19 protein-coding genes and 1 riboswitch are annotated in these 22,598 nt (G+C 71.8%); of the genes, 2 read left to right on the top strand and 17 right to left on the bottom strand.

Translation table 11 applies throughout. From position 1 onward, the window contains the following. Position 1: 1 nt before the first annotated feature. The 7 genes from lnt to ABD093_RS04695 all read right to left on the bottom strand — a co-directional run bounded on the left by lnt (position 2) and on the right by ABD093_RS04695 (position 9,629). The gene (lnt, locus tag ABD093_RS04665; protein ID WP_343922749.1) at positions 2 to 1,609 is read right to left on the bottom strand and encodes an apolipoprotein N-acyltransferase; all 1,608 of its coding nucleotides are present in this window, start codon (positions 1,607 to 1,609) and stop codon (positions 2 to 4) included. Next, entirely contained in the window at positions 1,606 to 2,415 is an 810-nt protein-coding gene (locus tag ABD093_RS04670; protein ID WP_343922751.1) for a hypothetical protein, read from the bottom strand. Before ABD093_RS04670 ends, lnt begins: the two co-directional genes overlap by 4 nt. Then, on the bottom strand, positions 2,412 to 5,288 hold the full coding sequence (locus ABD093_RS04675; protein ID WP_343922753.1) for a DEAD/DEAH box helicase: 2,877 nt from the start codon (positions 5,286 to 5,288) through the stop codon (positions 2,412 to 2,414). The genes ABD093_RS04670 and ABD093_RS04675 overlap by 4 nt, the downstream gene beginning before the upstream one ends. Beyond that, positions 5,285 to 6,226 carry a diacylglycerol/lipid kinase family protein gene (locus ABD093_RS04680; protein WP_193117143.1) on the bottom strand — a complete coding sequence of 314 codons (942 nt, stop codon included), beginning with the start codon at positions 6,224 to 6,226 and terminating at the stop codon, positions 5,285 to 5,287. The genes ABD093_RS04675 and ABD093_RS04680 overlap by 4 nt, the downstream gene beginning before the upstream one ends. Then, positions 6,223 to 7,095, bottom strand: coding sequence for a twin-arginine translocase subunit TatC (gene tatC, locus ABD093_RS04685; protein ID WP_319021547.1), 873 nt, complete (start codon positions 7,093 to 7,095; stop codon positions 6,223 to 6,225). Before tatC ends, ABD093_RS04680 begins: the two co-directional genes overlap by 4 nt. Before the next feature lie 78 nt (positions 7,096 to 7,173). Beyond that, entirely contained in the window at positions 7,174 to 7,491 is a 318-nt protein-coding gene (gene tatA / locus ABD093_RS04690) for a Sec-independent protein translocase subunit TatA (protein ID WP_343922756.1), read from the bottom strand. 128 nt (positions 7,492 to 7,619) lie between these two features. Then, positions 7,620 to 9,629 (bottom strand): helix-turn-helix transcriptional regulator, encoded by a 2,010-nt coding sequence (locus ABD093_RS04695; RefSeq protein WP_343922758.1) that lies wholly within the window; start codon positions 9,627 to 9,629, stop codon positions 7,620 to 7,622. Between the two features lie 48 nt (positions 9,630 to 9,677). On the opposite strand from ABD093_RS04695, the gene ABD093_RS04700 reads away from it, so the two are divergent. Further along, complete coding sequence (locus tag ABD093_RS04700) at positions 9,678 to 10,820, top strand: DUF3866 family protein (RefSeq protein WP_343922760.1); 1,143 nt, start codon at positions 9,678 to 9,680, stop codon at positions 10,818 to 10,820. Between the two features lie 19 nt (positions 10,821 to 10,839). Here ABD093_RS04700 and ABD093_RS04705 read toward each other — a convergent pair whose 3' ends face one another. From ABD093_RS04705 to fmt, 7 genes are all read right to left on the bottom strand, one after another. Continuing rightward, positions 10,840 to 11,301 (bottom strand): PH domain-containing protein, encoded by a 462-nt coding sequence (locus ABD093_RS04705; RefSeq protein WP_343922762.1) that lies wholly within the window; start codon positions 11,299 to 11,301, stop codon positions 10,840 to 10,842. A 7-nt stretch (positions 11,302 to 11,308) separates the two neighbouring features. Then, on the bottom strand, positions 11,309 to 12,166 hold the full coding sequence (gene hisG / locus ABD093_RS04710) for an ATP phosphoribosyltransferase (RefSeq protein ID WP_343922764.1): 858 nt from the start codon (positions 12,164 to 12,166) through the stop codon (positions 11,309 to 11,311). A 111-nt stretch (positions 12,167 to 12,277) separates the two neighbouring features. Continuing rightward, on the bottom strand, positions 12,278 to 12,541 hold the full coding sequence (locus ABD093_RS04715; protein ID WP_193117138.1) for a phosphoribosyl-ATP diphosphatase: 264 nt from the start codon (positions 12,539 to 12,541) through the stop codon (positions 12,278 to 12,280). A gap of 77 nt (positions 12,542 to 12,618) precedes the next feature. Further along, a complete protein-coding gene (pnuC, locus tag ABD093_RS04720) occupies positions 12,619 to 13,323 on the bottom strand; it encodes a nicotinamide riboside transporter PnuC (RefSeq protein WP_193117137.1) in 705 nt (234 codons plus the stop codon). A gap of 92 nt (positions 13,324 to 13,415) precedes the next feature. Beyond that, positions 13,416 to 13,533: riboswitch (FMN riboswitch) on the bottom strand. 46 nt (positions 13,534 to 13,579) lie between these two features. After that, a complete protein-coding gene (rpe, locus tag ABD093_RS04725; protein ID WP_193117136.1) occupies positions 13,580 to 14,266 on the bottom strand; it encodes a ribulose-phosphate 3-epimerase in 687 nt (228 codons plus the stop codon). Next, positions 14,263 to 15,921, bottom strand: a complete 1,659-nt coding sequence (locus ABD093_RS04730) for an RsmB/NOP family class I SAM-dependent RNA methyltransferase (RefSeq protein ID WP_343922769.1) — start codon at positions 15,919 to 15,921, stop codon at positions 14,263 to 14,265. Before ABD093_RS04730 ends, rpe begins: the two co-directional genes overlap by 4 nt. Then, the gene (gene fmt / locus ABD093_RS04735) at positions 15,918 to 16,901 is read right to left on the bottom strand and encodes a methionyl-tRNA formyltransferase (protein ID WP_343922771.1); all 984 of its coding nucleotides are present in this window, start codon (positions 16,899 to 16,901) and stop codon (positions 15,918 to 15,920) included. The genes ABD093_RS04730 and fmt overlap by 4 nt, the downstream gene beginning before the upstream one ends. A 74-nt stretch (positions 16,902 to 16,975) precedes the next feature. Between fmt and ABD093_RS04740 the strand changes: the two genes are divergently transcribed. Beyond that, a complete protein-coding gene (locus ABD093_RS04740) occupies positions 16,976 to 18,193 on the top strand; it encodes an MFS transporter (RefSeq protein ID WP_343922773.1) in 1,218 nt (405 codons plus the stop codon). On the opposite strand, the gene ABD093_RS04745 is transcribed toward ABD093_RS04740, so the two are convergent. The 3 genes from ABD093_RS04745 to ABD093_RS04755 all read right to left on the bottom strand — a co-directional run bounded on the left by ABD093_RS04745 (position 18,187) and on the right by ABD093_RS04755 (position 22,584). Next, positions 18,187 to 19,809 (bottom strand): SLC13 family permease, encoded by a 1,623-nt coding sequence (locus ABD093_RS04745; protein ID WP_343922775.1) that lies wholly within the window; start codon positions 19,807 to 19,809, stop codon positions 18,187 to 18,189. The two genes, ABD093_RS04740 and ABD093_RS04745, sit on opposite strands and share 7 nt — an antisense overlap. A 127-nt stretch (positions 19,810 to 19,936) precedes the next feature. Continuing rightward, positions 19,937 to 22,234 (bottom strand): primosomal protein N' family DNA-binding protein, encoded by a 2,298-nt coding sequence (locus ABD093_RS04750; RefSeq protein WP_343922777.1) that lies wholly within the window; start codon positions 22,232 to 22,234, stop codon positions 19,937 to 19,939. After that, positions 22,204 to 22,584: an FKBP-type peptidyl-prolyl cis-trans isomerase gene (locus ABD093_RS04755; protein WP_343922779.1), complete on the bottom strand. Its 381-nt coding sequence runs from the start codon at positions 22,582 to 22,584 to the stop codon at positions 22,204 to 22,206. Before ABD093_RS04755 ends, ABD093_RS04750 begins: the two co-directional genes overlap by 31 nt. Positions 22,585 to 22,598: the final 14 nt, after the last annotated feature.

The raw sequence follows: 22,598 nt of genomic DNA on the forward strand, positions 1-22,598 counted from the left end.
GTCAGCTCCTCGGGCGTCGGCGGGCGGGGGCCGGGGCAAGCGCGCGTCGTCGGCCGGAGAGGGCGCCCAGCAGGCCGAGGAGACCGAGGGCGGAGATCCCCACGGCGATCCAGGGGCCGCCGGCGACGGCCGGGGTGATCCCGGTGCGCAGAGGCACGTCGGCGAGGACCGCACCCTGCTCCCAATGACCCACGAAGTCCAGCCGTCGGCCCTCGGGGGTGAAGATCGCGGACTGGCCGACGGTCGAGACGTGGACGACGCTGCGGCCGGAGACCACCGCCATCACCTTCGCCTCGGCGAGCTGCTGGATCGCCTCGTGGGAATCGCCGAAGAGGGCGTTGTTGGACTGGACCACGATCACCTCGGCGCCGGAGTGGACGGCGTCGGTGACCAGGTTGTCGTAGGCGATTTCGAAGCAGATCAGCACGCCGACGGAGTCCTCTCCCACGCCGAGCTCGCCCATGCCCATGACCCCGACCTCCTCGCCGGGGATCATGTCGCGGGCGACGAGATCGACCTTGTCGGACAGCGTCCGGAAGAAGTCGCGGGACGGGATGTACTCGCCGAAGGGCACGGGGTGCCGCTTGGAGTAGGCGTACGGGGTGGATCCGTCGGAGGTGTAGAGCACCGACTGGTTCAGGCGCTCGGACTCCCCGACCGCGGCCTGGGTGCCGATGAGGACGGGGGCTCCGGCGTCGGCCGCGGCCGCGGTCAGCTGGTCCGCCATCCAGGGATCCTGCCGGGGGTCATAGCCGGTGGAGTCCTCGGGCCAGACGATCAGGTCCAGCTGCCGGCCCTCGAGGGAGGTCGACTCGATCAGGGTGCGGGTGGTGGCGAGATGGTTCTCGAACACGTCGTCCGGCATGACCATCGTGGCGGGATCGATCCGTTCCATGGAGCCCTGGATCCCGGCGACGGTCATCGTGGGCCGGTCCACCGGGGCGCGGTTGACGGGGTGCGGGACCACGACGGTCGCCAGGATCGCTGCGACGGCCAGCGCGAAGGGCCAGACGCCGGCGAAGCCGGTCAGGCCGCGGTGACGACGCCCCAGCAGCGACAGCGCGCCGTGCAGGATCATCTGCCCCAGGAAGGCGACCACGAAGGAGAGGCCGGCCATCCCGATCCACGGACCGAGGTTCAGCAGCGGCGAGTCGCCGAGGGCGAAGGCGGAGGCGCCCCAGGGCAGACCGCCCCAGGGGGCGTGGCTGCGCAGCGTCTCGACCCCGACCCAGAGGGCGGAGACCACCAGCGCCGAGGTGGGGCACAGACCGCGACGCACCAGCACGACGCGGGCCAGCAGGCCGAACAGGACGATGAACAGGGCCTCGAAGACACCCAGTGCGATCCAGGGCGCTGTGCCGGCATAGGTGTTCGCCCAGGCCGTCAGCGGGACGAAGAAGGCGACGCCCCAGGCGAGCGAGGCCAGCGCCGCGACCCACCCGGACCGGGTGAGCAGGGCCGCCGAGAGCAGGGCCAACGAGACGGGCAGCAGCATCCACATCCCGTACGGCGGGAAGGCGGCCAGTGCAGCCAGGCCGCCCGCCGCCCCGCAGATCAGCGCCGCGGGCCAGGGCGTCGGATCGACGTCGTCCCGGGGCTGCGGCGTCATGCCCTCCCCTGCCCGAGCCGGTCGTGGACGATCCGCCCCCCGACCACGGTGCGCAGTGCCCGAGGGGTGCCCAGATCCAGGTCCGGCAGCAGCGGCGTGCGGGAACGGGGATCCGTGGACCAGGAGTCGACCCGTTCGGCACGGGACTGGACGGTGAGATCCCACGGCTCCCAGATCACGAAGGTCGCCTCGATGCCCGTCTGCAGGGTGCCCGGATGCCGGGCGCCGGCGACCCGCTGGCCTCCGCGGGAGGCCGCGAGGAAGGCGGCGCGGTCGCTGATCCGCTGGTCCGCGGGCGGCCGACGGGTGGCGCCGCGCACCCAGTCCCACGGATCGGCGGCGTCGGGATCACCGGCGGAGCCGAACGCGACCGGGACCCCGGCAGAGGCCAGGTCGAGATAGTCGGCGTCCTCGGTGGCCGGGGCGATGACCCGCACGCCGTCGCGCTCCCCCGTCGGACCGGGCAGTCGCAGCACGATCCCACGGGCGGCGGCGTCAGCGTCCATCCCCGGATCCGGCGCCGAGCCGTCGGCAGTGGCGGCGGCATCGACGAACCCGGGGGTGACCAGGCAGCCGGTGGCATCGACGATCTGTGCATCGTCATGGATCACCCGGGCGGTGTCCTCGGGGCCCGTCCAGGCGATCAGACCGCCGGAGACGAGCATCGCCGAGGCCTCGGGATCCTGGTTGCTGTAGAGCACGATGCCGGTGTAGAGCACGGGCTGGGCTGGCTGGATGGGCTGAGCGGCGCGGTCGGTCTCGGTCACGTCCCCCAGGATGTCGTGCGCGCCTGGGAGAAAGCTCATCGATCGATCTCCTGGGCGACCAGCCCGCGGCGCACGGACGCGATCGCCGCCCGTGCCGCGGCACCGAGCTGCTGGTCTGAGGTGAGCTGGGACAGCAGGTCGATGACCTGACGGCAATGGCGCACGAAGTCACCGGGAGGCAGATCGCTCCCGTTCAGGGCTGCGGCGAAGTGGTCGCCGCGGGCCCAGCGGTGCACGATCGCCGAGATCGCGGGATCCGGGGGCGGGGTCGCGTCGAGCCCGTGGCGGGACTGGGCGACCTGCAGGTCGGCGGCGATCCGGGCGGACGCGGCCAGGGCGGCGTCGACCGCCGGGTCCGCGATGGCCTCCGGGGCGCGGTCGTCCCGACGGGCCTCGTGGACGGCCGCTGAGACCACCGCGGCCAGACCGGCCGGGTCCAGCCCCTGCCAGGCGCCGTGCTCGATGCACTCCGCGATCAGCAGATCCCGATCACTGAACAGGTGCCGCAGCCGCAGGCCGCTGGCTGTGGGGACGAGCTCCTCGCCCTCGCGCTCCAGATAGCCGAGCTCCTGCAGCAGGTCGGTGAGCCGGTCGAACTGACGGGCCAGTGAGCTCGTTCGTCCCTCGATGCGGCGCTGCACGCCGCTGAGATCGAGGCGGGCCTTGCGCCAGCGCCCCACCCAGCGCAGATGGGAGGAGAGCTCCGGGCAGTCGGCGCAGGGGTGCTCTGCGAGAGCTGCCTTGAGCCGCTGCAGCTCCTCGTCGTTCGCGGCGGTGGACGGGGTGCGGTCGACGCGGGCGCGGACCTCGCGGCGAGGGTCGTCGCGCCCGGACAGGGACCGGCGCAGCGCGGCGGCGGTGTCCTTGCGCACCTTGCCGCTGCCGAGCGAATCCTGGCTCGGCAGGCGCAGGGAGTCGATGACCGCGGGCGGGGACGGGACGTCGCCGGGTCGCAGGCTGCGCCGACGGCCCTCGGTGTCGAGCAGATCGACCTGGGGGCCGCCGAGCACGTGGCGGTCCACGCCCAGCACGGCCGCGTAGCCGCGGCGCTTGCCTCCGGGAAGCGCGATCACGTCACCGCGGTGCAGCGAGCCGAGCACGGACCGGGTGCGGTCGCCGTCGGCGGCGGCGCGGGCCCGCGAGAGGGTCTTCTCCCTCGCGGTGATCCGCTCCTGGATCTCCGCATACTCCGAGAGGTCGCCCCGGTCGCAGGTGACGGCCTCGCGATAGGACTCTGCGGTGTCCTCGAGCTCGCGGGCGCGACGCGCCAGGCCCACCACGGAGCGGTCCGTCTGGAACTGGGCGAAGCTGGTCTCGAGCGTCTCGCGGGCTCTGGAGAGGTCGAAGCGGTCCAGGAGGTTGACCGCCATGTTCGGCGTGGGCCGGAAGGCGGAGCGCAGCGGATAGGTGCGGCGGGAGGCGAGGGAGCCGACGGCGTGGGCGTCGAACCGGCCGCCCGCGACCACGATCGCGTGCCCCTCCGTGTCGATGCCGCGGCGACCCGCGCGCCCAGTGAGCTGGGTGAACTCCCCCGGAGTGAGGTCGGCGTGCTCGACCCCGTTGAACTTCACGAGCTTCTCGAGCACCACGGATCGCGCGGGCATGTTGATGCCCAGCGCGAGGGTCTCCGTCGCGAAGACGGCCTTGAGCAGGCCGCGGGCGAACAGCTCCTCGACCACCGTCTTGAGCAGAGGCAGGATTCCGGCGTGGTGGGCGGCGTAGCCGTCGAGCACGGCGCGGCGGAAGGCGGGGATCCCCAGGACCTCCTCATCCTCGACGCCGATGCCGTCCAGGCGCTCATCGAGAACGCGGCGGATCTCGCGGCGCTCGGTCTCGTCGGTCAGCCGCAGGCGGGCGCGCGTGCACTGCTGCACCGCCCCTTCGCAGCCCGCCCGGGAGAAGATGAACATGATCGCCGGCAGCAGGTCGGCGTCGTCGAGCATCTCGATCACCTCGGGCCGACGGGCCGGCCGCGGGACCGTGCTCGGGCGATTGCTCCCGTGAGTGCTGCCGGGCCCGCCGCCTGTGCGCAGATGCGGCGGCTTGTGCTGGCCGGAGCCGCGCGGGCGGTGCCGACCCCGGGTGCCCTTGCGGCCGCTGGGGGCCCGGCCCCGGGGGCCGCCGGAGCGTTCGTCGACGGGGAGCGAGAAGGAGGTGATCCGCTCGATCTCCGGATTGACCTGCCGGTCGCCGCGCACGCCGGGGCCGTGGGAGACCACGGCCTCCCCGTCGGCGTCGACGAAGAGGTCCATCAGCTCGTCACCGATGACGACGTGCTGCCACAGCGGCACCGGCCTCGTCTCGGAGACGACGATCTCGGTGGCACCGCGCACCTCCTGCAGCCAGGCGCCGAACTCCTCGGCGTTGGAGACCGTCGCCGAGAGGGCCACCAGCTGCACCGAGCGGTCGAGGTGGATGATGACCTCCTCCCACACCGGTCCGCGCAGGCGATCGGCCAGGTAGTGCACCTCGTCCATCACCACGAAGCCGAGACCCTCGAGCAGGGACGAGCCGGCGTACAGCATGTTGCGCAGCACCTCGGTGGTCATGACCACGACGTCGGCATCGGGCCGGATCGAGGTGTCACCGGTCAGCAGGCCCACCCGGTCGTGGCCGAGCCAGTCGACCAGCTCGCCGAACTTCTGGTTCGACAGCGCCTTGATGGGAGCGGTGTAGAAGACCTTGCGACCGTGCGCGATCGCCAGGTGCACGGCGAACTCCCCGACCACCGTCTTGCCGGCCCCCGTCGGCGCGGCGACGAGCACGGAGCTGCCGCCCTCGAGGACCCGGCATCCGGAGAGCTGGAAGTCGTCGAGCGCGAACTCGTACCGGTCGGTGAAGGCGCCGAGCTCGGAAGCCGCGAGCTCCTTTTCCGCCGCCCAGCGGGCGTACTGCTCAGAGGGAGAGGTCATGAGGCATCCTCCGGGGTGAGATCGGCCAGGAGCCTCACAGCCCCGGGCAGGATCCGGGCCGTGAGGGGAAGCAGGGTGCGGGCCTCCCCGTCGGAGTAGGCGCGCAGAGCTCGTCCATGGCGCAGCCCGATCGTGACCTCGCGGACTGGTCGGATCGCGAAGCCGGGGACGGACGTATGGGTGCCGCGGAAGACCCGCGGGAAGAATCTGAGCAGCTCGGCACGGCCGATCCCCTCGAGCGTGATCAGCTCGAGCGAGCTGTCGTCCAGGCGGGCCTGGGGGGCGATGCGCATCCCGCCGCCGAAGATCCCGGAGTTGCTGATGGTGACGATCGACGCGTCGAGTTCCTGGCGCGGGCCGCCGTCGACCTCGATCCAGTAGGGGAAGGGTTTGAAGGCGGGCAGCTCCCGCAGGACGGCGGTCTTGTAGCGCACGGTGTGGGAGTGCTGGGAGCTGTTGGCACGGGCGTTGACCAGCGCGTCGAAGCCGAGGTTCACATTGCCCAGCGCGATGGAGCGGTGAGGCAGGGCGTGCTCCCCGGTGGAGACCACCTCGATGGCGTCGACCGTGACCACGGGGCGCGAGAGGGCATGCAGGAGGATCCGGGTGGATTCCTCCGGGTCGTTCAGGGGCAGGCCGAGGGCCCGAGCCAGATCATTGCCGCTGCCGGCCGGGACGATCCCCAGGCGGACGGGGCTGCCGGCGACGATCTCGGCGCCGAGGGCGACGGTGCCGTCGCCGCCGACGACCACGAGGGCGGTGAGAGTATCGCGCACCTCCTCCGCCCGGGCCCGTGCCACGTGCGCGGAGGGACCGGAGAGGTCCACGACCGAGATCCCTGCGAGCCGCAGCAGGTCGCCGACCTGCCGGCCGACCCGTCGAGCTGTGCCCAGGGCCGCTGTCGGGTTCGAGAGCAGCCCGACCCGGAGTCTGCTCACCGGCCGTCGTCCTCATCGAGCGAGGAGGGGCCATCGTCGAGGCTGCTCGCCTGGTCGTCGTCGAGCTCGTCCTCCTCATCCACGCCCTTGCGGCGGTCGTGGAGGAGGGCGATGACGATGGCGGCGAAGAAGAGGCTCGCCATGGCCGCGGACATCGCCAGGAGGGTGATCGGCTCGGGAGTGGGAACCATGATGGCGGTGAACAGGACGCTGAGGAAGATGATCCAGCGCCAGGCCTTGAGCATCGTCTTGCCGCGGACGATGCCGAGGAAGTTCAGCAGCACCATGACCACCGGGATCACGAAGGCGATGCCGAACGCGAGCATCGTCTTCACGAGCATGTTCAAGTACTCGTCGTACGTGATCAGTTGCTCGACCTGGTCGGCATCCGGCGTGAAGCTCAGGAGCACGGGGACGAGCTGGTTGACGGCCCAGTAGCCGGCGGCGCAGCCGATGAAGAACAGCGGGATCGCGGAGCCGAAGAAGCCGACCGCGTACTTGCGCTCGTTCTTATGCAGGCCCGGCATCACGAAGAGCCAGATCTGCAGCATGATCATCGGCGAGGAGAGCAGCAAGCCGACATACGCCGACATCTGGAGCTTGACGCTGAGACCGCTTCCGATGCTCTGGAAATTCAAGTTGGCCTTGAGCCCCTGTTCCGAGGCAAGAGCAAAGGGTCGCTTCAACGCCTCGAACACCCAGGGGAAGACGAACCAGCCGACGATCGCGAGGAGCAGCACGGTGATCGCGCTGATCACCAGGCGGTTGCGGAGTTCGACGAGATGCTCCCCGAGAGCCATCCGGCCTTCGGGGTCCCGGCGCGAGCGGCGCTTGGCGTCCTGCTCACGTCCCTGCGTATCACTCGCCACGGGTCTGCTTCCTCCCAGCATTCAGGGTCCGGGCGATTCCTCGCCCGGACCCGATGACGTCAGTGTGCGACGAGATGCTCAGTCGCGACGGTAGGAGTCGCCGTCCTCGCGCGGGCGCACGGGCTCGCGCTCGGCCTCGTCGCGGGGATTGTACTGACGGTCATCACGCGGACGGTCGTCACGGGGACGGTCGTCGCGGGCGGAGCGACGAGGCTCGTCGATGTCGTCGTCCTCGTCCTTCTTGTCGTCCCCGCGCATCTCCTCGACCTCGGTCTTGAAGATGCGCATGGACTTGCCCATGTTGCGTGCGAGACCGGGAAGCTTGTTGGCGCCGAACAGCAGCACGACGACCAGAACGACGACGACGATCGCCCAGGGGCTCTTGAACATACCCATGAAATTCCCTTTCAACTGCGCCGCGATCTGCACGGGCGCACACATCATCCCACAGTGGATGGGGCGCGTGACGGACCGCTCGGTGAGCGAGCCGGCCCGCCGCTCGGCGGGCCGTTCCAGAGTAACGGCTATTGCTGGGTGTGACGTGCGCCCGCGACCTGCGCCACGGTCACGATCGTGTTTCTCAGATCGGCCGGGGACAGCACCTCGACCGCTCCGGAGGACTCCAGCACCGCGTCCACGAGCGCTGCGCGGACCGGACGGTCCAGCCGCGCATAGAGGACGCCGTCGTCCCCGTCGCGCATCTCGGCAGCGCCGAAGGACTCGGCGACCCACTGCCCCGGCGGGTCCAGGCGCAGCCAGACCTCTCCGTCCAGGCGGCCTCCGAGGCTCGGTCCCTCCCCGGCATCCGGCCGGGCCTGCGGGGTGTCGTCGGGCAGGATCTCGACGATCCGGTCCAGGCGGAACCTGCGCTGCGCCCCGGCGAGCTCGCAATCGGCGAGCAGGTAGGAGCGCGACCCGTCGGTCTCGATCCGCAGCGGGCGGATCCGGCGCACGCTGGTGCCCGGGCGGTCGACCGAGGAGTAGCGGATCGTGAGCCGAGAGCCCACAGCCTCCTCGGCGCTGTCGTCGGCCTGGATCGCCTGCTGGACCGCGGCCAGGATCGACTCGGCGCGATCTGCGGTGCGGGAGGCCATCTCGTCCACAGAAGCGGCTTCGGCGAGCTCGGCGCGGGTGGGCGGCTCGACGGGCTCGACGGATCTCGCCTGCTCGGTCACGCCGGCGAGCAGCTTCGCCCGAGCGCTGGCCACGATCCCCTCGGTGTCCCCGGCCGAGGGCTCGAGGGCGGCCAGACCCGCGAGCAGGGCGGTGATCTCGACGGCGCTCAGCCGCAGCGCGCGACGCAGGGGCTCGGCGTTGCGCACGCGCACCACACCGTGCTCCCACTCCGCCTCGATGAAGTCCTCCCAGCCGGTGCCCATGTCCCCGCAGACGAAGAGCACCTGCAGGTCGGTGATCAGCTGCTTCTCGGAGATGCCGAGCGCGGAGGACAGCTCGTCGAGGTCGACCTCGCCGCGGCTCATCACATAGGACGCCTCGGAGATCAGCCTCGAGAGGGTGTCGTTCCCGGTGGGCGTGGTGCGGATCCGCGGCGCGGTGCGCACGGCGCCGGCCGCGATCCCGGAGGTGTCGCCCTCTCCCTCATGGGCCACGGCGATGTTCGCTAGCACCTCGGCGACCTCGGCGCGCCAGGCCGCGGGCTCCACGAGCTCGAGCCAGCGGATGTTCGCGAGCAGCAGCCGACGGGCGGCGGGCCGAGGCAGGTCGGGAAGCGTGATGCGCGTCGCCTCGAGCGGGGCTCCGGCCCGGTCCCGCAGGGCGAGGGCCTTGAACGGCGCCGCCTCGAGCACGGCGCGGGCCCGGTCGTCGCTGTCCTGCAGGGCGTCCAGCACGGTCGCGAGCTCGGTGCGCTCGGGACGCGGCTCGAGGGCCGGAGGACCCTCGACCGGGAACGACTCGATGCGGGAGGCGCGGAACAGGCGCGGCGCGTAGCGGTCGCGATCCCAGCCGTGCACGTACCAGTGCCCGTCGTGGACACCGACCACCCAGGGCTCGACGAACCGCTCGGCCGGGGCACCCTGGGTGCCGCGATAGGTGAATCTCACGGAGCGGGCGGAGGTGACGGCCTCCAGCAGGGGCGAGAGCACCGGCAGGGACTCGACCGCGCCTCGGGGGGTGCGCCGCAGCAGATCCGGGTCGGCGTCGTGACCGAGGCTGAGCAGCTTCGAGCGCACCCGGCGCGCCGCTCCCCCGGCGGCGGCATCGTCCCAGGCGCGGCTCGCGGCCAGCAGCACGGTGTACTCCTGCGTGCTGAGGTCGAGGACGGCGCCGGACTCCGCGGCATCGATGCGGTAGTAGACGGTGTTCTCGTCGAGCACGTCGCGGTCGGTGACCAGCGGGAGCCCGAGCTCGAGGATCGCCGCCTTGTCGCGCTCGAACATCCGCTCGGCGGCCTGCTCGGAGGTCGCTCGCGCATAGTCGGGGATCACGGCGAAGAGCTTCGCGCGGTCGATCCGGCGGCGCGAGCCGATCGTCATGATGACGTTGAGAAGTCTTTCCACACTCTTGGAGGCCACCGGCCCAGCGTAGCCGCCGAAGGGCTCCGAGGGCTCTAGGCTGGACCCATGCTGCACTGGGAACGGGCAACGGTCACCGGCTCGAGGTCATCATGGCGTGGGGTGGACCGCCTGCAGGTCGAGATCGAGAGGGACGGACGCGGCGCGGATGCCTCTGTGGAGGCGGAGACCGTGTCGGCGATCGCCTATCCGGAGCTGACCGGCACCCCGGCCCTGGGCGAATCGGTGCTGCTGAACACCAACGCCCTGCGGCGCGGCCTCGGCACCGGCGGGGACGCCCTTGTGGTGGCACGCCTGGATGTGCTCCCCGCGCCGGAGGAGATCGCCGGCCACATGGTCAAGGCGCGCTACACGCCGATGCAGACCATGGTCGATGCGATCGACGACCCCGAGGGCGAGCACTACGCGACGATGCAGGGCGCGGAGGACCTCGGCGGCATGCCGGTGCTCGTCGCGGATCTCCACTCGTCCCTGCCGGCCCTCGTCGCCGGCATCCGCGCCGAGCGTCACAGCGCGAAGATCGTCTATGTGCACACCGACGGCGCCTCATTGCCGGCCGCGTACTCACGCAGCACCGCCCGCCTGCGGGAGGCCGGACTGCTCGCCTCGGTGATCAGCGCCGGTCAGTCCTTCGGCGGCGACCTCGAGGCGGTCACCGTGCACTCGGCGCTGCTGGGGGCCAAGCACGTGGTGGGTGGCGACATCGCCGTCGTGATCCAGGGACCGGGGAACCTGGGCACAGGGACCGGCTGGGGCTTCTCGGGCATGCAGGCCGCCGAGCATCTCCATGCCGCCGCCGCGCTCGGCGGTGCGCCGGTGGCGACGCTGAGGGTCTCCAACGCCGATCCCCGTGATCGCCACCGGGGCCTGTCCCATCATTCCGCGACGACCTACGGCCGGGCGACGCTCGCCCCGGTGCACCTTCCGATCCTCGCCCGCAGCGATCATCGGTACAACGCTTTTCATGCGTCAGTACGTGAACAGGTGAAATCCTCGATCATCAAGCCTTCGCGGGCCCGCGGCACCGAGCACGTGCTCGCCGAGATCGATGCGAAGGGGCTCCGCGATGCCCTCGAGGAGATGCCGGTGCGGCTGTCGACCATGGGCCGCAGTCTCGGGGAGGACCCGGAGGCCTTCCGCTACGCGGCCCTCGCCGGGCGCTGCGCGGCAGGCCTGATCCCCCCTCGCTGATCGAGGGACGGGCCTCGATCTAGAGATGGGCCTCTCCGCGCTCCTGGACGAGGCCACGCAGTCGGTGCGCCGTACGGATGGCGCGCTTCCCGTCGTAGCGCTGGATGGCGTTGAGCGCGAGGGTCGTGCCGTCGGCCAGATCCAGATGTGCCCAGGGGTCGCCCATCGGGAAGCTGATGTCCACGATCTCCGCCCACTCGAGCGTGCGGGCCCGGAACACATTGCGCACCACGAGCACGTCGGGCCGCGCGACCAGCCGCACGGACGCCTCGAGATGGCAGAAGAAGAAGATCATCACCCCCACGGCCACCAGACCGAGCCGGCCGCCGATCAGGAAGCCGGGCATGATCACGGCCCCGACGATCAGACCGCCCAGCACGATCACACCGGTGAGGTACGCGAAGACGCGCACCATCCGCGGCCGCATCACGAGGGTGGGCCGCACCTCCCCCGCGCTCGGCGCCGGCTCGGTGGTGGACATCGCGGACTCAGATGCGGCAGGCCTGGATGGCGGTGACCAGGATGGCGCGCGCGCCGGCGTCATAGAGGTCGTCCATCATGCGGTGGGCCGCGCGGCGATCCACCATGGCGCGCACGGCGGACCACTCCCCGCCGTGCAGCGGGGAGACCGTCGGGGACTGCAGGCCTGGGGTGATCTCGACGGCCTTCTCGAGGAGCGCGCTGGGGATGTCGTAGTCGAGCATGACGTACTCGCGGGCGACGAGCACGCCGCGCACGCGGCGCTCGAGGACCTCCAGGGAGTGGGCGCCGGCCTCGTCCAGCTCCATCCCGGGACGGGAGAACAGCACTGCCTGGCTGGTCATGATCGCCTCGCCGAAGGGCTCCAGGCCCGCCTGGCGCAGCGTGGTCCCGGTCTCGACCACATCGGCGATCACGTCCGCCACCCCGAGGCGGATCGAGGACTCGACCGCTCCGTCGAGGTGGACCACGGAGGCGCTGAGGCCGCGCTCGGCGAGGTAGTCCTCGACGAGGTTCTCGTAGCTGGTGGCGATCCGGGCGCCCGCGAGGCTGGTGACGTCCTCATGGAGGCCGGCGGCCGCGGCGAAGCGGAAGGTGGAGCGGGCGAAGCCCAGCGGCAGGATCTCCTGGGCGGGCGTGCGCGAGTCCAGCAGCATGTCCTGGCCGGTGATGCCGACGTCCACGGTGCCGGAGCCGACGTAGACCGCGATGTCGCGCGGACGCAGGTAGAAGAACTCGACGTCGTTCTCCTGGTCGACGACCACGAGCTCCTTGGCGGTGCCGCGACGGCGGTAGCCGGCCTCCGCGAGGAGGTCAGCGGCAGGTTCGGACAGGGCGCCCTTGTTCGGGACTGCGATGCGCAGCACGGTTCCTCCTCGGCCGCGACAGCGGCCCGTGATGATGGTGGGGCGTCGTCGGACGCCGCGCAGGGCGGACGGGATGGTGGGAGTCGGGGAGCTGGAAGCGGGTGCGGCGGCTCAGAGCTGCCGGTAGACGTCCTCGAGGCTGATGCCCTTGGCGACCATCATGACCTGCAGATGGTAGAGGAGCTGGCTGATCTCCATCGCGGCATCCTCCTGCGTCTCGTGCTCGCAGGCCATCCACACCTCGGCGGCTTCCTCCACGATCTTCTTGCCGATCTGATGCACACCGGCATCGAGCTCGCGGACGGTGCCGGAGCCCCCGGGGCGGGTGCGTGCCTTCTCGGTCAGCTCGGCGAACAATGCTTCGAAATCCTTCACACCACCAGGGTACTCGCCCCGGCGGGTGATCGACGAAGGCGACCACCCACCGGTCGTCGGTCGGTGCGGGTGCACGGTCAGTCCCGGCGCACCGTCGGGTCCAGGTGCGCCGTCTCCACGGACACCCGCTTCCGATGGTCCTGCCGGTTGCGCACGCGCCACCAGACGAAGAAGCCGATCAGGGTGAAGGCCCCGTAGAAGACGTACATGAAGGCGCTCGCGTAGTAGCCCGCGCTCAGGAGCAGCGGGACGCCCACGAGGTCGACGGCCACCCAGATCAGCCAGAACTCGACCCAGCCCTTGGCCATGCCGAAGGTGGCGAGCAGGCTGCCCATGAAGATCCAGGCGTCGGCCCACACGGGCTCGTAGGAGCCCAGCGCCCGGAAGATGGGGGTGAGCGCGGCCGTGCCGCCGACGAGGGCGACCACGAGAAGGATGCGGGTGCGCCACGACGCCCACTGGGGCTCGACGGCGGTGCCGCCCTCGTGCTGCGCCTGCCGCCAGCGCACCCAGCCGTAGATGCTGGTGAGGATGAACATGATCTGGCGCCCGGCCTGGCCGAGCAGGTCCACCGCCTGGGGGTTGCCGAAGAGCGTGCCCATGAACACGGTGAACAGGAGGAGGTTGCCGGCGATGCCGATGGGCCAGGCCCACACCTTGCGTCGCATGCCGCCGAGAGCGCTGAGCAGTCCGAAGACGTTGCCGAGCACCTCGCGCAGAAGAATGAACTGGCCGCCCGCGAAATCGATTCGCGCGTCGAAGAGCCACTGCAGAAGATCCATGTCGGTCCTTTCGCCGTCGGATGCAGTGGCTCCGGGGGAAAAGGGTTCCGGCATGGATCCGGAGCGCGCGAAGAGCGCCCTGGGACATGCAGGACGTGCGCCTCTCATCCAGGCTGTACTGTCGGTGCCGGAGTTCCACCGGCTCCACCGCCGAAGCGGGTCGCGGACTGTCACCGCCGGCTCGGAATTTCACCGACCCCGGAGCACGTCACTGGTCGTGACGGGTTAAGGATAGCCCCGCTCGGAGCGTCGAGACTCAGTGCGCCGTGTGAGCTCGCGCGAGTTCGCGCAGGGCGGAGATCTCCTCGGCCGCGTCCTGGGCACGGTAGATCGCCGAGCCCGCCACGAACACGTTGGCGCCGGCGTCCGCGCAGCGCTCGATGGTCTCCCGGCTGACTCCGCCGTCGACCTGGATCGACACCTCGAGGTTGGCCTCGCTGATCGCACGCCGCGCCCGACGGATCTTGGGGAGCATGGTCTCCAGGAAGCTCTGGCCCCCGAAACCCGGCTCGACCGTCATGAGCAGCAGCATGTCGAACTCGCCGATGACGTCCAGCAGCGGCTCGACCGGCGTCGCCGGCCGCAGGGCGACCCCGACCTCGACGTTCTTGCGGCGCAGATCGCGGGCGAGCTTGATCGGGGCGCTCGCGGCCTCGAGGTGGAAGGTCACCGAGGAGGCCCCGGCCTCCGCGTAGGCGGGGGCCTCGCGGTCCGCGTCCTCGATCATCAGGTGCGCGTCCACGGGGATCGCGCTGCGACGCACGATCTGCTCGACCATGCTCGTGCCGAACGTGAGGTTCGGGACGAAGTGGTTGTCCATGATGTCGACGTGGACGCTGTCGGCGGTGGAGATCTTGTCGAGCTCGGTGCCGATGTCCATGAAGTCGGCGTTGAGGATGCTGGGGTGGATGTACTGGCCATCGGTCGAGTACGCGGCATTCATGAGGACGGGGTCCCTTCCACATCGGGGGCGGAGCTGTCGGAGGAGCTGTCGGCGGGGTTCTTGCGCAGCAGGCAGATGTACATGGCGTCGGTGCCGTGCACATGCGGCCACAGCTGCACGGCGGGCCCGTCACCCAGGTCGAGGGTGGACTGCGCGGCGGGGAGCACCCCGGCGCGCACGGCATCGCGGGCGTCGAGCTTCTCGACGTCGTCCCGGCCCTTGAGGACGTCGGCCACCACCAGGCGCGTCTCGGCGAGGTGCGGGGAGCACGTCACATAGGCGACCACTCCCCCGTCGGCCGCGGCGTCCAGGGCGGAGCCCAGCAGCGTCCGCTGCAGGGTGCTGAGCTGGCCGATGTCCGCGGGGGTGCGGCGCCAGCGCGACTCGGGGCGACGTCGCAGGGCGCCGAGCCCGGAGCAGGGGACGTCGGCGAGGACCCGGGAGAACCGGCCCGGCATCTCGGCGCCGATCGTGGTGCCGTCCGCGGTGAGGGTCGTGATCTCGCAGCCGGCCTCCCGCAGCGTCGCCACGGACCGGTCGACGAGCTCGGTGCGGTGGGGCTGGAGCTCGACGGCCAGCAGATCGGCGTCGTGCCCCACGGTGAGCCCGCCCAGCAGAGCCGCCTTGCCGCCGGGGCCGGCGCACAGGTCGAGCCAGTGGGCGTCGTCGCCGCGGACCAGGTCGTCGGCGCCGAGGGCGAGGGCGAGGGCGGCGAGCTGGCTGCCCTCGTCCTGCACGGCGACCCGTCCGTCCTTGACCACGTCCATGCCGCCGGGATCCCCCGCGGGCCAGGAGGCGGCGAAGACGCTGAGCCGGCCGGCGCTCGCCCCGTTGTCGATGAGCTCGTCGAGGTCGGTGAGGCCGGGCCGCATCACGAGCGAGACCGCGGGCGCGGCGTTCTGCGCGGCCAGCAGCTCGTCGATCTCGTCCCGCGAGCGTCCGTGCCCGGCGAGGGCATCGGTCAGAGCGCGCACCACCCAGCGAGGGTGGGAATGGACGACGGCGAGATGCCCGGTGGGATCCTTCTCCCGGTCCGGGGCGACCTCGTCGATCCACTCCTCACGGGTCTTCGCCCCGACCCGGCGCAGCACCGCATTGGCGAAGCTGGCGGCACCGGCGCCCACCTGCGAACGGGCCAGCGCGACGGTCTCGGAGGTCGCGGCATGGGGCGCGACGGTCATGTCCAGGAGCTGGTAGGCCCCCAGTCGCAGCACGTCCACGAGCGCCGGGTCGACGTCGGCCAGGGGCCGGTCCACGCAGGCAGCGAGGATCGCATCGAGCCGGCCCTGGGCGCGCAGCGAGCCGTAGAAGAGCTCTGTGGTGAAGGCGGCGTCGCGGCCGGAGACCCGGGCGGAGCGCAGCAGGCGCGGCAGCACGAGGTTCGCGTACGAGTCGTCCTCGCGCACCAGGCGCAGCCCTTCGAAGGCCACCTGCCGCGAGGGCGTCGACCGGCGACCGCGCTCGGAGGGCCGGGAGTCGGACCAGCCGCGGCGCGGGCCGCCCTGCCCGCGTGATCCGGAGCGCTCGCGGCCCTTGTCGTCGCGGCCCCCGCTCGGGCGGTCATCACGTCGCCCCCCGCGCCGGTCGTCGCGGCGGTCGTCGCGGCGGTCGTCGCGACCCTGCCCGTGTCCCGGTCCCCGTCGTGCGTCGCTCATGCCTGTGCTCCATCCTGCTGCTGGCCCTGCTGCTGATCCTCGTCCTGGTCCCCTCGCGCGAACGCGGCGTCGGCGAGGAGCGCCGCGCCACGTGCCCAATCGGCGGCCCGCATCGGTCTCTTGCCGGCGGGGGCGAGCCGGGACAGGGCGATGGCCTGCGTGCCGGTGCCGACGAGCACCTGGCGCTTGGTGGTGGCGATCGTCCCGGGGGCGAGCGCCTCGTGCTCCGGTGCCGCCTCGACGCCGAGGATCTTGGTGCGGGAGCCGGCCAGCGTCGTCCAGGCGCCGGGATGGGGGCTCATGCCTCGGATATGGGCGCTGACCTCCTCGGCCGGGCGGGTCCAGTCGATGCGGGCCTCGGCGGTGGAGAGCTTCGCGGCGTGAGTGGCCCGGGCGTCATCCTGCGGGGAGAAGGTCGCGGTGCCGGCCTCGAGCGCATCCAGCGCCTGCAGCAGCACCGCGGCACCATCCTCGGCCATCCGCTCCAGCAGCTCGCCGGACGTCTCGAACTCGCCGATCGTGGTCGGGGCCGTCGTGATCAGGTCCCCGGTGTCCAGACCCTTCTCGAGGCGGAACACGCTCATCCCTGTCTCGCGCTGCCCGGCGAGCACGGCCCGCTGGGCCGGTGCCGCCCCGCGCCACTGCGGGAGCAGCGAGAAGTGGAGGTTCACCCAGCCGTGGGCGGGGATGTCCAGGGCGGCCTGCGGCACCAGGTTGCCGTAGGCCACCACCGGAGCGGCATCGGGGGCCAGCTCCCGGATCTGCTGCTGGACGGCCGCGACCCGCAGGGTCGGCGGGGTCAGGACCGGGATCCCGGCCTCTCGCGCGAGCGACGTCACCGGGCTGGGGGTGAGCTTTCGCCCGCGGCCCGAGGGGGCATCGGCGCGGGTGAGCACCCCGACGACCTCGTGGTGCGAGTCGAGCAGGGTGCGCAGGGACGGAAGGGCGGCCTCAGGGGTACCGGCGAAGAGCAGACGCATGATGGCCCGAGTCTACGGGGCGACCTGGGTGCCTACAGTGGTGGCATGCCCTGCCGACTCACCACCCCCACCTGATGGGGGCACAGGTCACACCGGGCCACGCCCTCGGCTCCTCCGGCTACCGACGCATGCTCGTCGCCCTGCTGTGCGCCGGCGTGGCGACCTTCGCCCAGCTGTACTCGCCCCAGGGCATCCTGCAGCTGATCTCCGCCGACCTCGGGATCGGAGCGGAGCAGGCCGCGCTGACGGTCTCGGCCGCGACCGGGGGCCTCGCGCTCTCGGTGGTCCCCTGGTCCTTCGTCGGCGACCGGATCGGCAGGCTGCGAGCCATGGTCATCGCGGTGTCCGCGGCGACGGTGCTCGCGCTCGTCGCGGCCTGGGCGCCGACCGTCGAGCTCGTGCTCGCGTTGCGCGTCCTCGAGGGCGTCGCCCTGGGCGGGGTGCCCGCCCTCGCGATGGCGTACCTCTCCGAGGAGGTCCAGGAGCACGCCCGCGCCATCGCCGCCGGCTGGTTCGTCGCCGGGACCACCGTGGGCGGTCTGCTGGGCCGGCTCGTCGCCACGCCGGTCGCGGATGCGCTCTCCTGGCGGGCGGGGATGACCGCCGTCGCCCTGCTGGCCGCCCTCGCCGCCACGGCGTTCGTGCTCATCGCGCCCCGTGAGCGCCGTGTCGGGCGCTCGCTCGACGGGCCGGGGGCCGGAGGGACCCGCACCTCGCGCCTGCTGAGGACTCTCCGCGATCCCGGCCAGCTCGGGCTGTTCGCGTGCGCCTTCCTGCTGATGGGCGGCTTCGTCGCGGTCTACAACTACCTCGCGTTCCACCTCAGCGCCCCGCCCTACCTGCTTCCCGCCGGGCTGATCGGACTGGTGTTCCTGGCCTACCTCGGCGGGACCGTGTCGTCTCCGCTCGCCGGCCGGCTGGCCTCCCGTCGGGGGCGGCTGCCGGTGCTGCTCGGAGGGATGGCGACGATGCTGCTGGGCCTGGGGATCACGCTGGCCGGTGCTCTTTCTCTGGTGCTGCTCGGCCTGGTGGTGATGACCGCGGGATTCTTCGCCGCGCATTCGATCGCCAGCGGCTGGGCAGGGGCCCGCTCCGACGGGGCACGCTCCCAGGCCACCGGGCTGTACAACCTCGCCTACTACGCAGGCTCCAGCGTGCTGGGCTGGGCCATCGGGCACGTCTACGAGGGCGCCGGCTGGCCGGGGACGGTGGCCGCGGTCGCGATCGCCGTGGTGCTCGCGGCGGGGGCGGCGATCGCCACGCTCCGCCCCTCTCCGCAGCAGCGTCAGTAGACGAGGCCGAACACCCACACCGCGAGGGTCATCGTGGCCACCGTGATCAGCACGATGCCGATCAGGTTCAACCACAGGCCGGCCTTCGCCATCTGCGGGATCTGCACATACCCCGAGCCGTAGGCGATCGCGTTCGGCGGGGTCGCCACAGGGAGCATGAACGCGCACGTCGCCGCGATCGCCACCGGGATCGCCAGCAGCATCGGGTCGATCCCGATCCCGACGGCCACGGCGGTCGCCACCGGGAGGAAGGTCGCCGCCGTGGCGGTGTTGGAGGTCAGCTCGGTGAGGAACAGCACCCCGGCCGCGGCGACCATCACCACGAGCACCACCGGCAGGCCACCGATCAGCTCGGTCACCTGGCCGATCCATTCCGTCAGGCCCGAGGAGCTGAACTGCGCGCTCAGCGCGAGACCGCCACCGAAGAGCAGCAGCACGCCCCAGGGGAGCTTGACCGCGGCCTCCCAGTCCAGCAGGCGCACCCCGCGGGCGGCGCCTGCCGGCAGCACGAACAGCAGCAGGGCGACGACCATGGCGATGCCGGCATCGCTGATCGGCGGCTCCGCGCCGAGCACCAGATCCCACAGCAGCGGGACGAACACCCAGCTGAGCGCCGCGAGCACGAAGATCGCGAGCACACGGACCTCTCCGGAGCCGATCCTCCCCAGGTTCCGACGCTCGGAACGGATGAGCTCCTTGCCGCCGGGGATCTCCGTGATCTCGGGCTTGAACAGCACCTTGGTCAGCAGGAGCCAGGCGATGATCATGAACACGATGGCGATCGGTGCGCCGACGATCATCCAGCGCCCGAAACCGAGGGTGATCCCGAAGTCCTGGCTCATATGGGCAGCGAGCAGGGCATTGGGCGGGGTGCCGATGATGGTGGCCAGCGAACCGATCGAGGCCGCATAGGCGATGCCGAGCATGAGCGAGACCCCGAAGTTCGAGCGCACCGCCTTCGAGGGCCCGTCCGAGGTCGGATCCGGGTCGACGCCCTCCCCCGGCTCCTCGCCCTTCGCCGCGGCGTCCTCGAGCCGCAGCTTGTTCACGAGCAGCAGCACCGACACCCCGATCGGCAGCATCATCACGGCGGTCGCCGTGTTCGAGACCCACATGGAGACGAAGCCGGTGGCGACCATGAAGCCGAGGACCAGCAGGGACGGGCTGGTGCCGATCATGCCGACGATCGCCAGGGCGATGCGCTTGTGGAGGTTCCAGCGCTGCATCGCGAGGGCCAGGATGAAGCCGCCCATGAACAGGAAGATGATGTTGTTGCCGTAGGAGGCGCCGACGTCGTCGAAGCCCACGTCCCCGTTCAGCACCGGGAACACCACCAGCGGGACCAGAGCGGTCGCCGGGATCGGCAGCGCCTCGGTCATCCACCACACGGCCATCAGCACCGCTGTCGCCGCGGTGAGCTTCGCCCCCTGCGGGACGTCGGCCGGCATGATCGCGTAGACGATCAGCGCCAGGGCCAGTCCGCAGCCCAGGCCGAGCCGGCGGATGAGGATCGTGCGGCCCCCCTCGGCGGGAGCGCGCTCCCCCTCGGAGAGCGCAGCGCGGTCATCGATCGTGGTGCCCGAAGGATTCTGTGGGGTCGAGGAGTCGGTAGGCATCGCGTGGTCCCTTCATCGCGTCATCGCGGTGGAGTGCAGGTGCGGACGATCACACTACGGGAGGACCTGGCACGATCCGTGGACTTCTTCCCCGACGGCCTCTCGGATTCCCGGACGGCCTCTCGGGTCAGAAGACGTCGGGCGGATCGAGACGCACGCGCAGCGATCCTCGGGCCTTGCGCGCGGACCGCGCGGAGACTCCGCCGCGGAGGGCGTCGGCGAGCTCGCGGGAGCGTCGGGGGTCCAGGCGCACCACGGCGCGGGCCCGGCCCGCGGCGTCGGGCCCCTCGAGGTCGACGGGGCCGAAGACGTCGGTCCCGTCGGGCAGCTCGGTGCTCTCCAGGAAGAGGCGGCAGGCGTCCTTGTCGCCCACGATCTCCGCGACCCGGCTGAAGGGCGGCAGATCGAGATCCTGACGGTCCGCGAGGACCCGGTCGAAGAAGGCGCCCGAGCGGTGGGCGACGAGGTCCCGGATCGCGGGCAGGGTCGCGGTGCCGACGATCAGCACCTCTCCTCCGTCCTCGGCGGTGCGGACCAGGGCGATCGCATTGCGCCAGCGCCGGATCGCCTCGACATCTGCATCGAAGGCCGCCCGGCCCAGCATGGCGTCCGCGTCCAGCAGCAGCGCCGCGGCGAAGCGCTCCGGCGGCACGGGCTCGGCGCCGGGCGTGGCGACCACGATCGCGTCGGAAGGGACCTCCGTGTCGGCGAGGGTGTCATGGGCACCGCCCGCGACCCGCAGGGGCGAGTCCGGGAAGGCGCGGTGGAGCTCCTCCGCGGTGCGGGTGGAGCCGATGACCATGGCCCTCACCTGCGTGCGGTCGCATTCCGGGCAGCGGTAGCCGTCCTCGCGCCGACCGCAGACCCGGCAGTGCAGGTGCCCGCTGCGACCGGCGATCGAGAGCTGGGCGGCGCAGTGCGGGCACTGCGCCCGGGTGCCGCAGAACGTGCAGGCGATCGCGGGGACATAGCCCGAGCGCGGCACCTGGACGAGCACCGGACCGCGCTCCAGGCCACGGCGGATCACGCGCATCGCCTCCTGCGGCAGGCGCGAGCGCCCCGAGGCTCCCTCGCGGTCGCGCAGGTACTGGTCCATGGCGACGATGTGGGGGCGCACCGTGCGCACCGGGGCCGGGACCGGATCGAGGCGCGCGAGATAGCCGGCGTCCGTGAGCGCCCGCAGCGGCACCGAGTCGCTCGCCGACAGGAACAGCAGGGCGCAGCGCTCCTCGTGGGAGCGGCACTGGAGCACGGTGCGCACGTGCGGGTACGGCGCGCGGGGCTCCTCGAGGAGGTCGTCGCCCTCGTCCCAGCAGATCACGAGGGCCAGCCCCTGCACAGGGGCGAAGGCGGCGGAGCGGTTGCCCAGCACGATCCTGGTCGCCCCGCGCAGGATGCGGCGGAAGGTGCGATAGCGCTTCTCGGGGCCCTCGGTGCCGGCGAGGATCTCGTGCCCGATGCCGCGCTCGGTGAGGATCCTGCTGAGCCGGTCGACATCCCGACGGTCCGGCGCGATGACCAGCGCGCCCTGCTCGGGGCCCAGATCGGCGAGGGCGTCGGCGGTGACTGTGGTCCAGGGGTCCGCCGAGTCCAGGGTGATCGTGGCCCGGGGCACCGGTCCGGTGGCGCTCCCGGCCCGGGAGAGCAGCGCGCCCAGGCCCGGGTAGCGGTCACCAGGGCGCGGCTCGGGCGGAGCCTCGGTGGGGACGGCAGCGGTCCCGGCTGCGCCCTCCGTATCAGCTGCTTCGTCCGCTTCGGCTGCCCCGTCTGCCTCGTCTGCCTCGTCTGTGTCGGGTGTGTCGGGTGCCGGCTCGTCCGCTGCGCTGTCCCGGGGGGCGGTCTCCGGTGGATCGACCTCCTGCGCGGCGTCCTTCTCGGCCGCGGCGCGGTCGGACTTCTCGGCGCGGGCGTGGCGCGGGGGGAGGGCGAGGCGCAGCACGTCGCCGACGGTGCCGGCGCACCGCGCGGCGACCTCCTCGACGACGCGCATCATGGGCGGCGGCACCACGACATCCTCGGAGACGAGCCGGTGCAGCGGCGCCAGCGCCCGGTCCGTCGAGGCGTGCTCGTGGCGACCCAGCACGATGCCCTCGGTGTCCCGGCCGGAGAAGCGCACGCGCACCCGCATGCCGGCCGCCGCGGCGGCGGTGTCCGGAGTGACCGCGTACTCGAAGGGGCGATCCAGGTGCGGGAGCACGCCCACCAGGCGCACGCTCGCCACGGGCAGCTCGTCGACGACCGCGAACCCGGCGGTCGTGCGCAGGCCGGAGGCCCGGGCCGCGGTGTCGCGGCCCGGGTCGCTCGGGGCGGGTTCGGGAACAGGAACGGCGGGGGCCGCGAAGAGGCTCGCCTGCTCCTCCTCCGGCTCCCCCGCCGCTGCTGTGCGGGACGTGGTCAGCGCTTGTGCACCGCCACCAGGTCGCACACGAAGATCAGCGACTCGCCGGGCGCGATGACCGGCGGGGCGCCCATGTCGCCGTAGGCGAGGGACGCGGGGATCTCGAGCCGGCGGCGGCCGCCGACCTTCATCCCCTGCACGCCCTGGTCCCAGCCGGAGATGACCTGACCGACGCCGAGCTGGAAGCGCAGCGGCTCGCCGCGGTCCCAGGAGGCGTCAAATTGCTCACCCGTGGAGTGGGAGACGCCGAGGTAGTGCACGTCCACGACATCGCCGCGTCCTGCCTCGTCGCCGTCACCGACGATCTCGTCGGTGCTGACCAGCTCGGTGGGCGCGGGGCCCTCGGGGTGCTCGATCTCGGGCTTGCTGCGATCCATGGGTGCTCCTTCTC

Source organism: Brachybacterium tyrofermentans (assembly GCF_039526165.1).
Taxonomy (GTDB): Bacteria; Actinomycetota; Actinomycetes; order Actinomycetales; family Dermabacteraceae; genus Brachybacterium; species Brachybacterium tyrofermentans.

What these genes read in the sequence shown, in the direction of transcription:
- ABD093_RS04745 (WP_343922775.1), bottom strand. Translation starts at nt 19,809, where the DNA reads ATGCCTACCGACTCCTCGACCCCACAGAATCCTTCGGGCACCACGATC.
- ABD093_RS04730 (WP_343922769.1), bottom strand. Translation starts at nt 15,921, where the DNA reads ATGAGCGACGCACGACGGGGACCGGGACACGGGCAGGGTCGCGACGAC.
- ABD093_RS04675 (WP_343922753.1), bottom strand. Translation starts at nt 5,288, where the DNA reads ATGACCTCTCCCTCTGAGCAGTACGCCCGCTGGGCGGCGGAAAAGGAG.
- ABD093_RS04670 (WP_343922751.1), bottom strand. Translation starts at nt 2,415, where the DNA reads ATGAGCTTTCTCCCAGGCGCGCACGACATCCTGGGGGACGTGACCGAG.
- pnuC (WP_193117137.1), bottom strand. Translation starts at nt 13,323, where the DNA reads ATGGATCTTCTGCAGTGGCTCTTCGACGCGCGAATCGATTTCGCGGGC.
- ABD093_RS04705 (WP_343922762.1), bottom strand. Translation starts at nt 11,301, where the DNA reads ATGTCCACCACCGAGCCGGCGCCGAGCGCGGGGGAGGTGCGGCCCACC.
- lnt (WP_343922749.1), bottom strand. Translation starts at nt 1,609, where the DNA reads ATGACGCCGCAGCCCCGGGACGACGTCGATCCGACGCCCTGGCCCGCG.
- ABD093_RS04755 (WP_343922779.1), bottom strand. Translation starts at nt 22,584, where the DNA reads ATGGATCGCAGCAAGCCCGAGATCGAGCACCCCGAGGGCCCCGCGCCC.
- rpe (WP_193117136.1), bottom strand. Translation starts at nt 14,266, where the DNA reads ATGAATGCCGCGTACTCGACCGATGGCCAGTACATCCACCCCAGCATC.
- fmt (WP_343922771.1), bottom strand. Translation starts at nt 16,901, where the DNA reads ATGCGTCTGCTCTTCGCCGGTACCCCTGAGGCCGCCCTTCCGTCCCTG.
- tatA (WP_343922756.1), bottom strand. Translation starts at nt 7,491, where the DNA reads ATGGGTATGTTCAAGAGCCCCTGGGCGATCGTCGTCGTCGTTCTGGTC.
- ABD093_RS04740 (WP_343922773.1), top strand. Translation starts at nt 16,976, where the DNA reads ATGGGGGCACAGGTCACACCGGGCCACGCCCTCGGCTCCTCCGGCTAC.
- ABD093_RS04700 (WP_343922760.1), top strand. Translation starts at nt 9,678, where the DNA reads ATGCTGCACTGGGAACGGGCAACGGTCACCGGCTCGAGGTCATCATGG.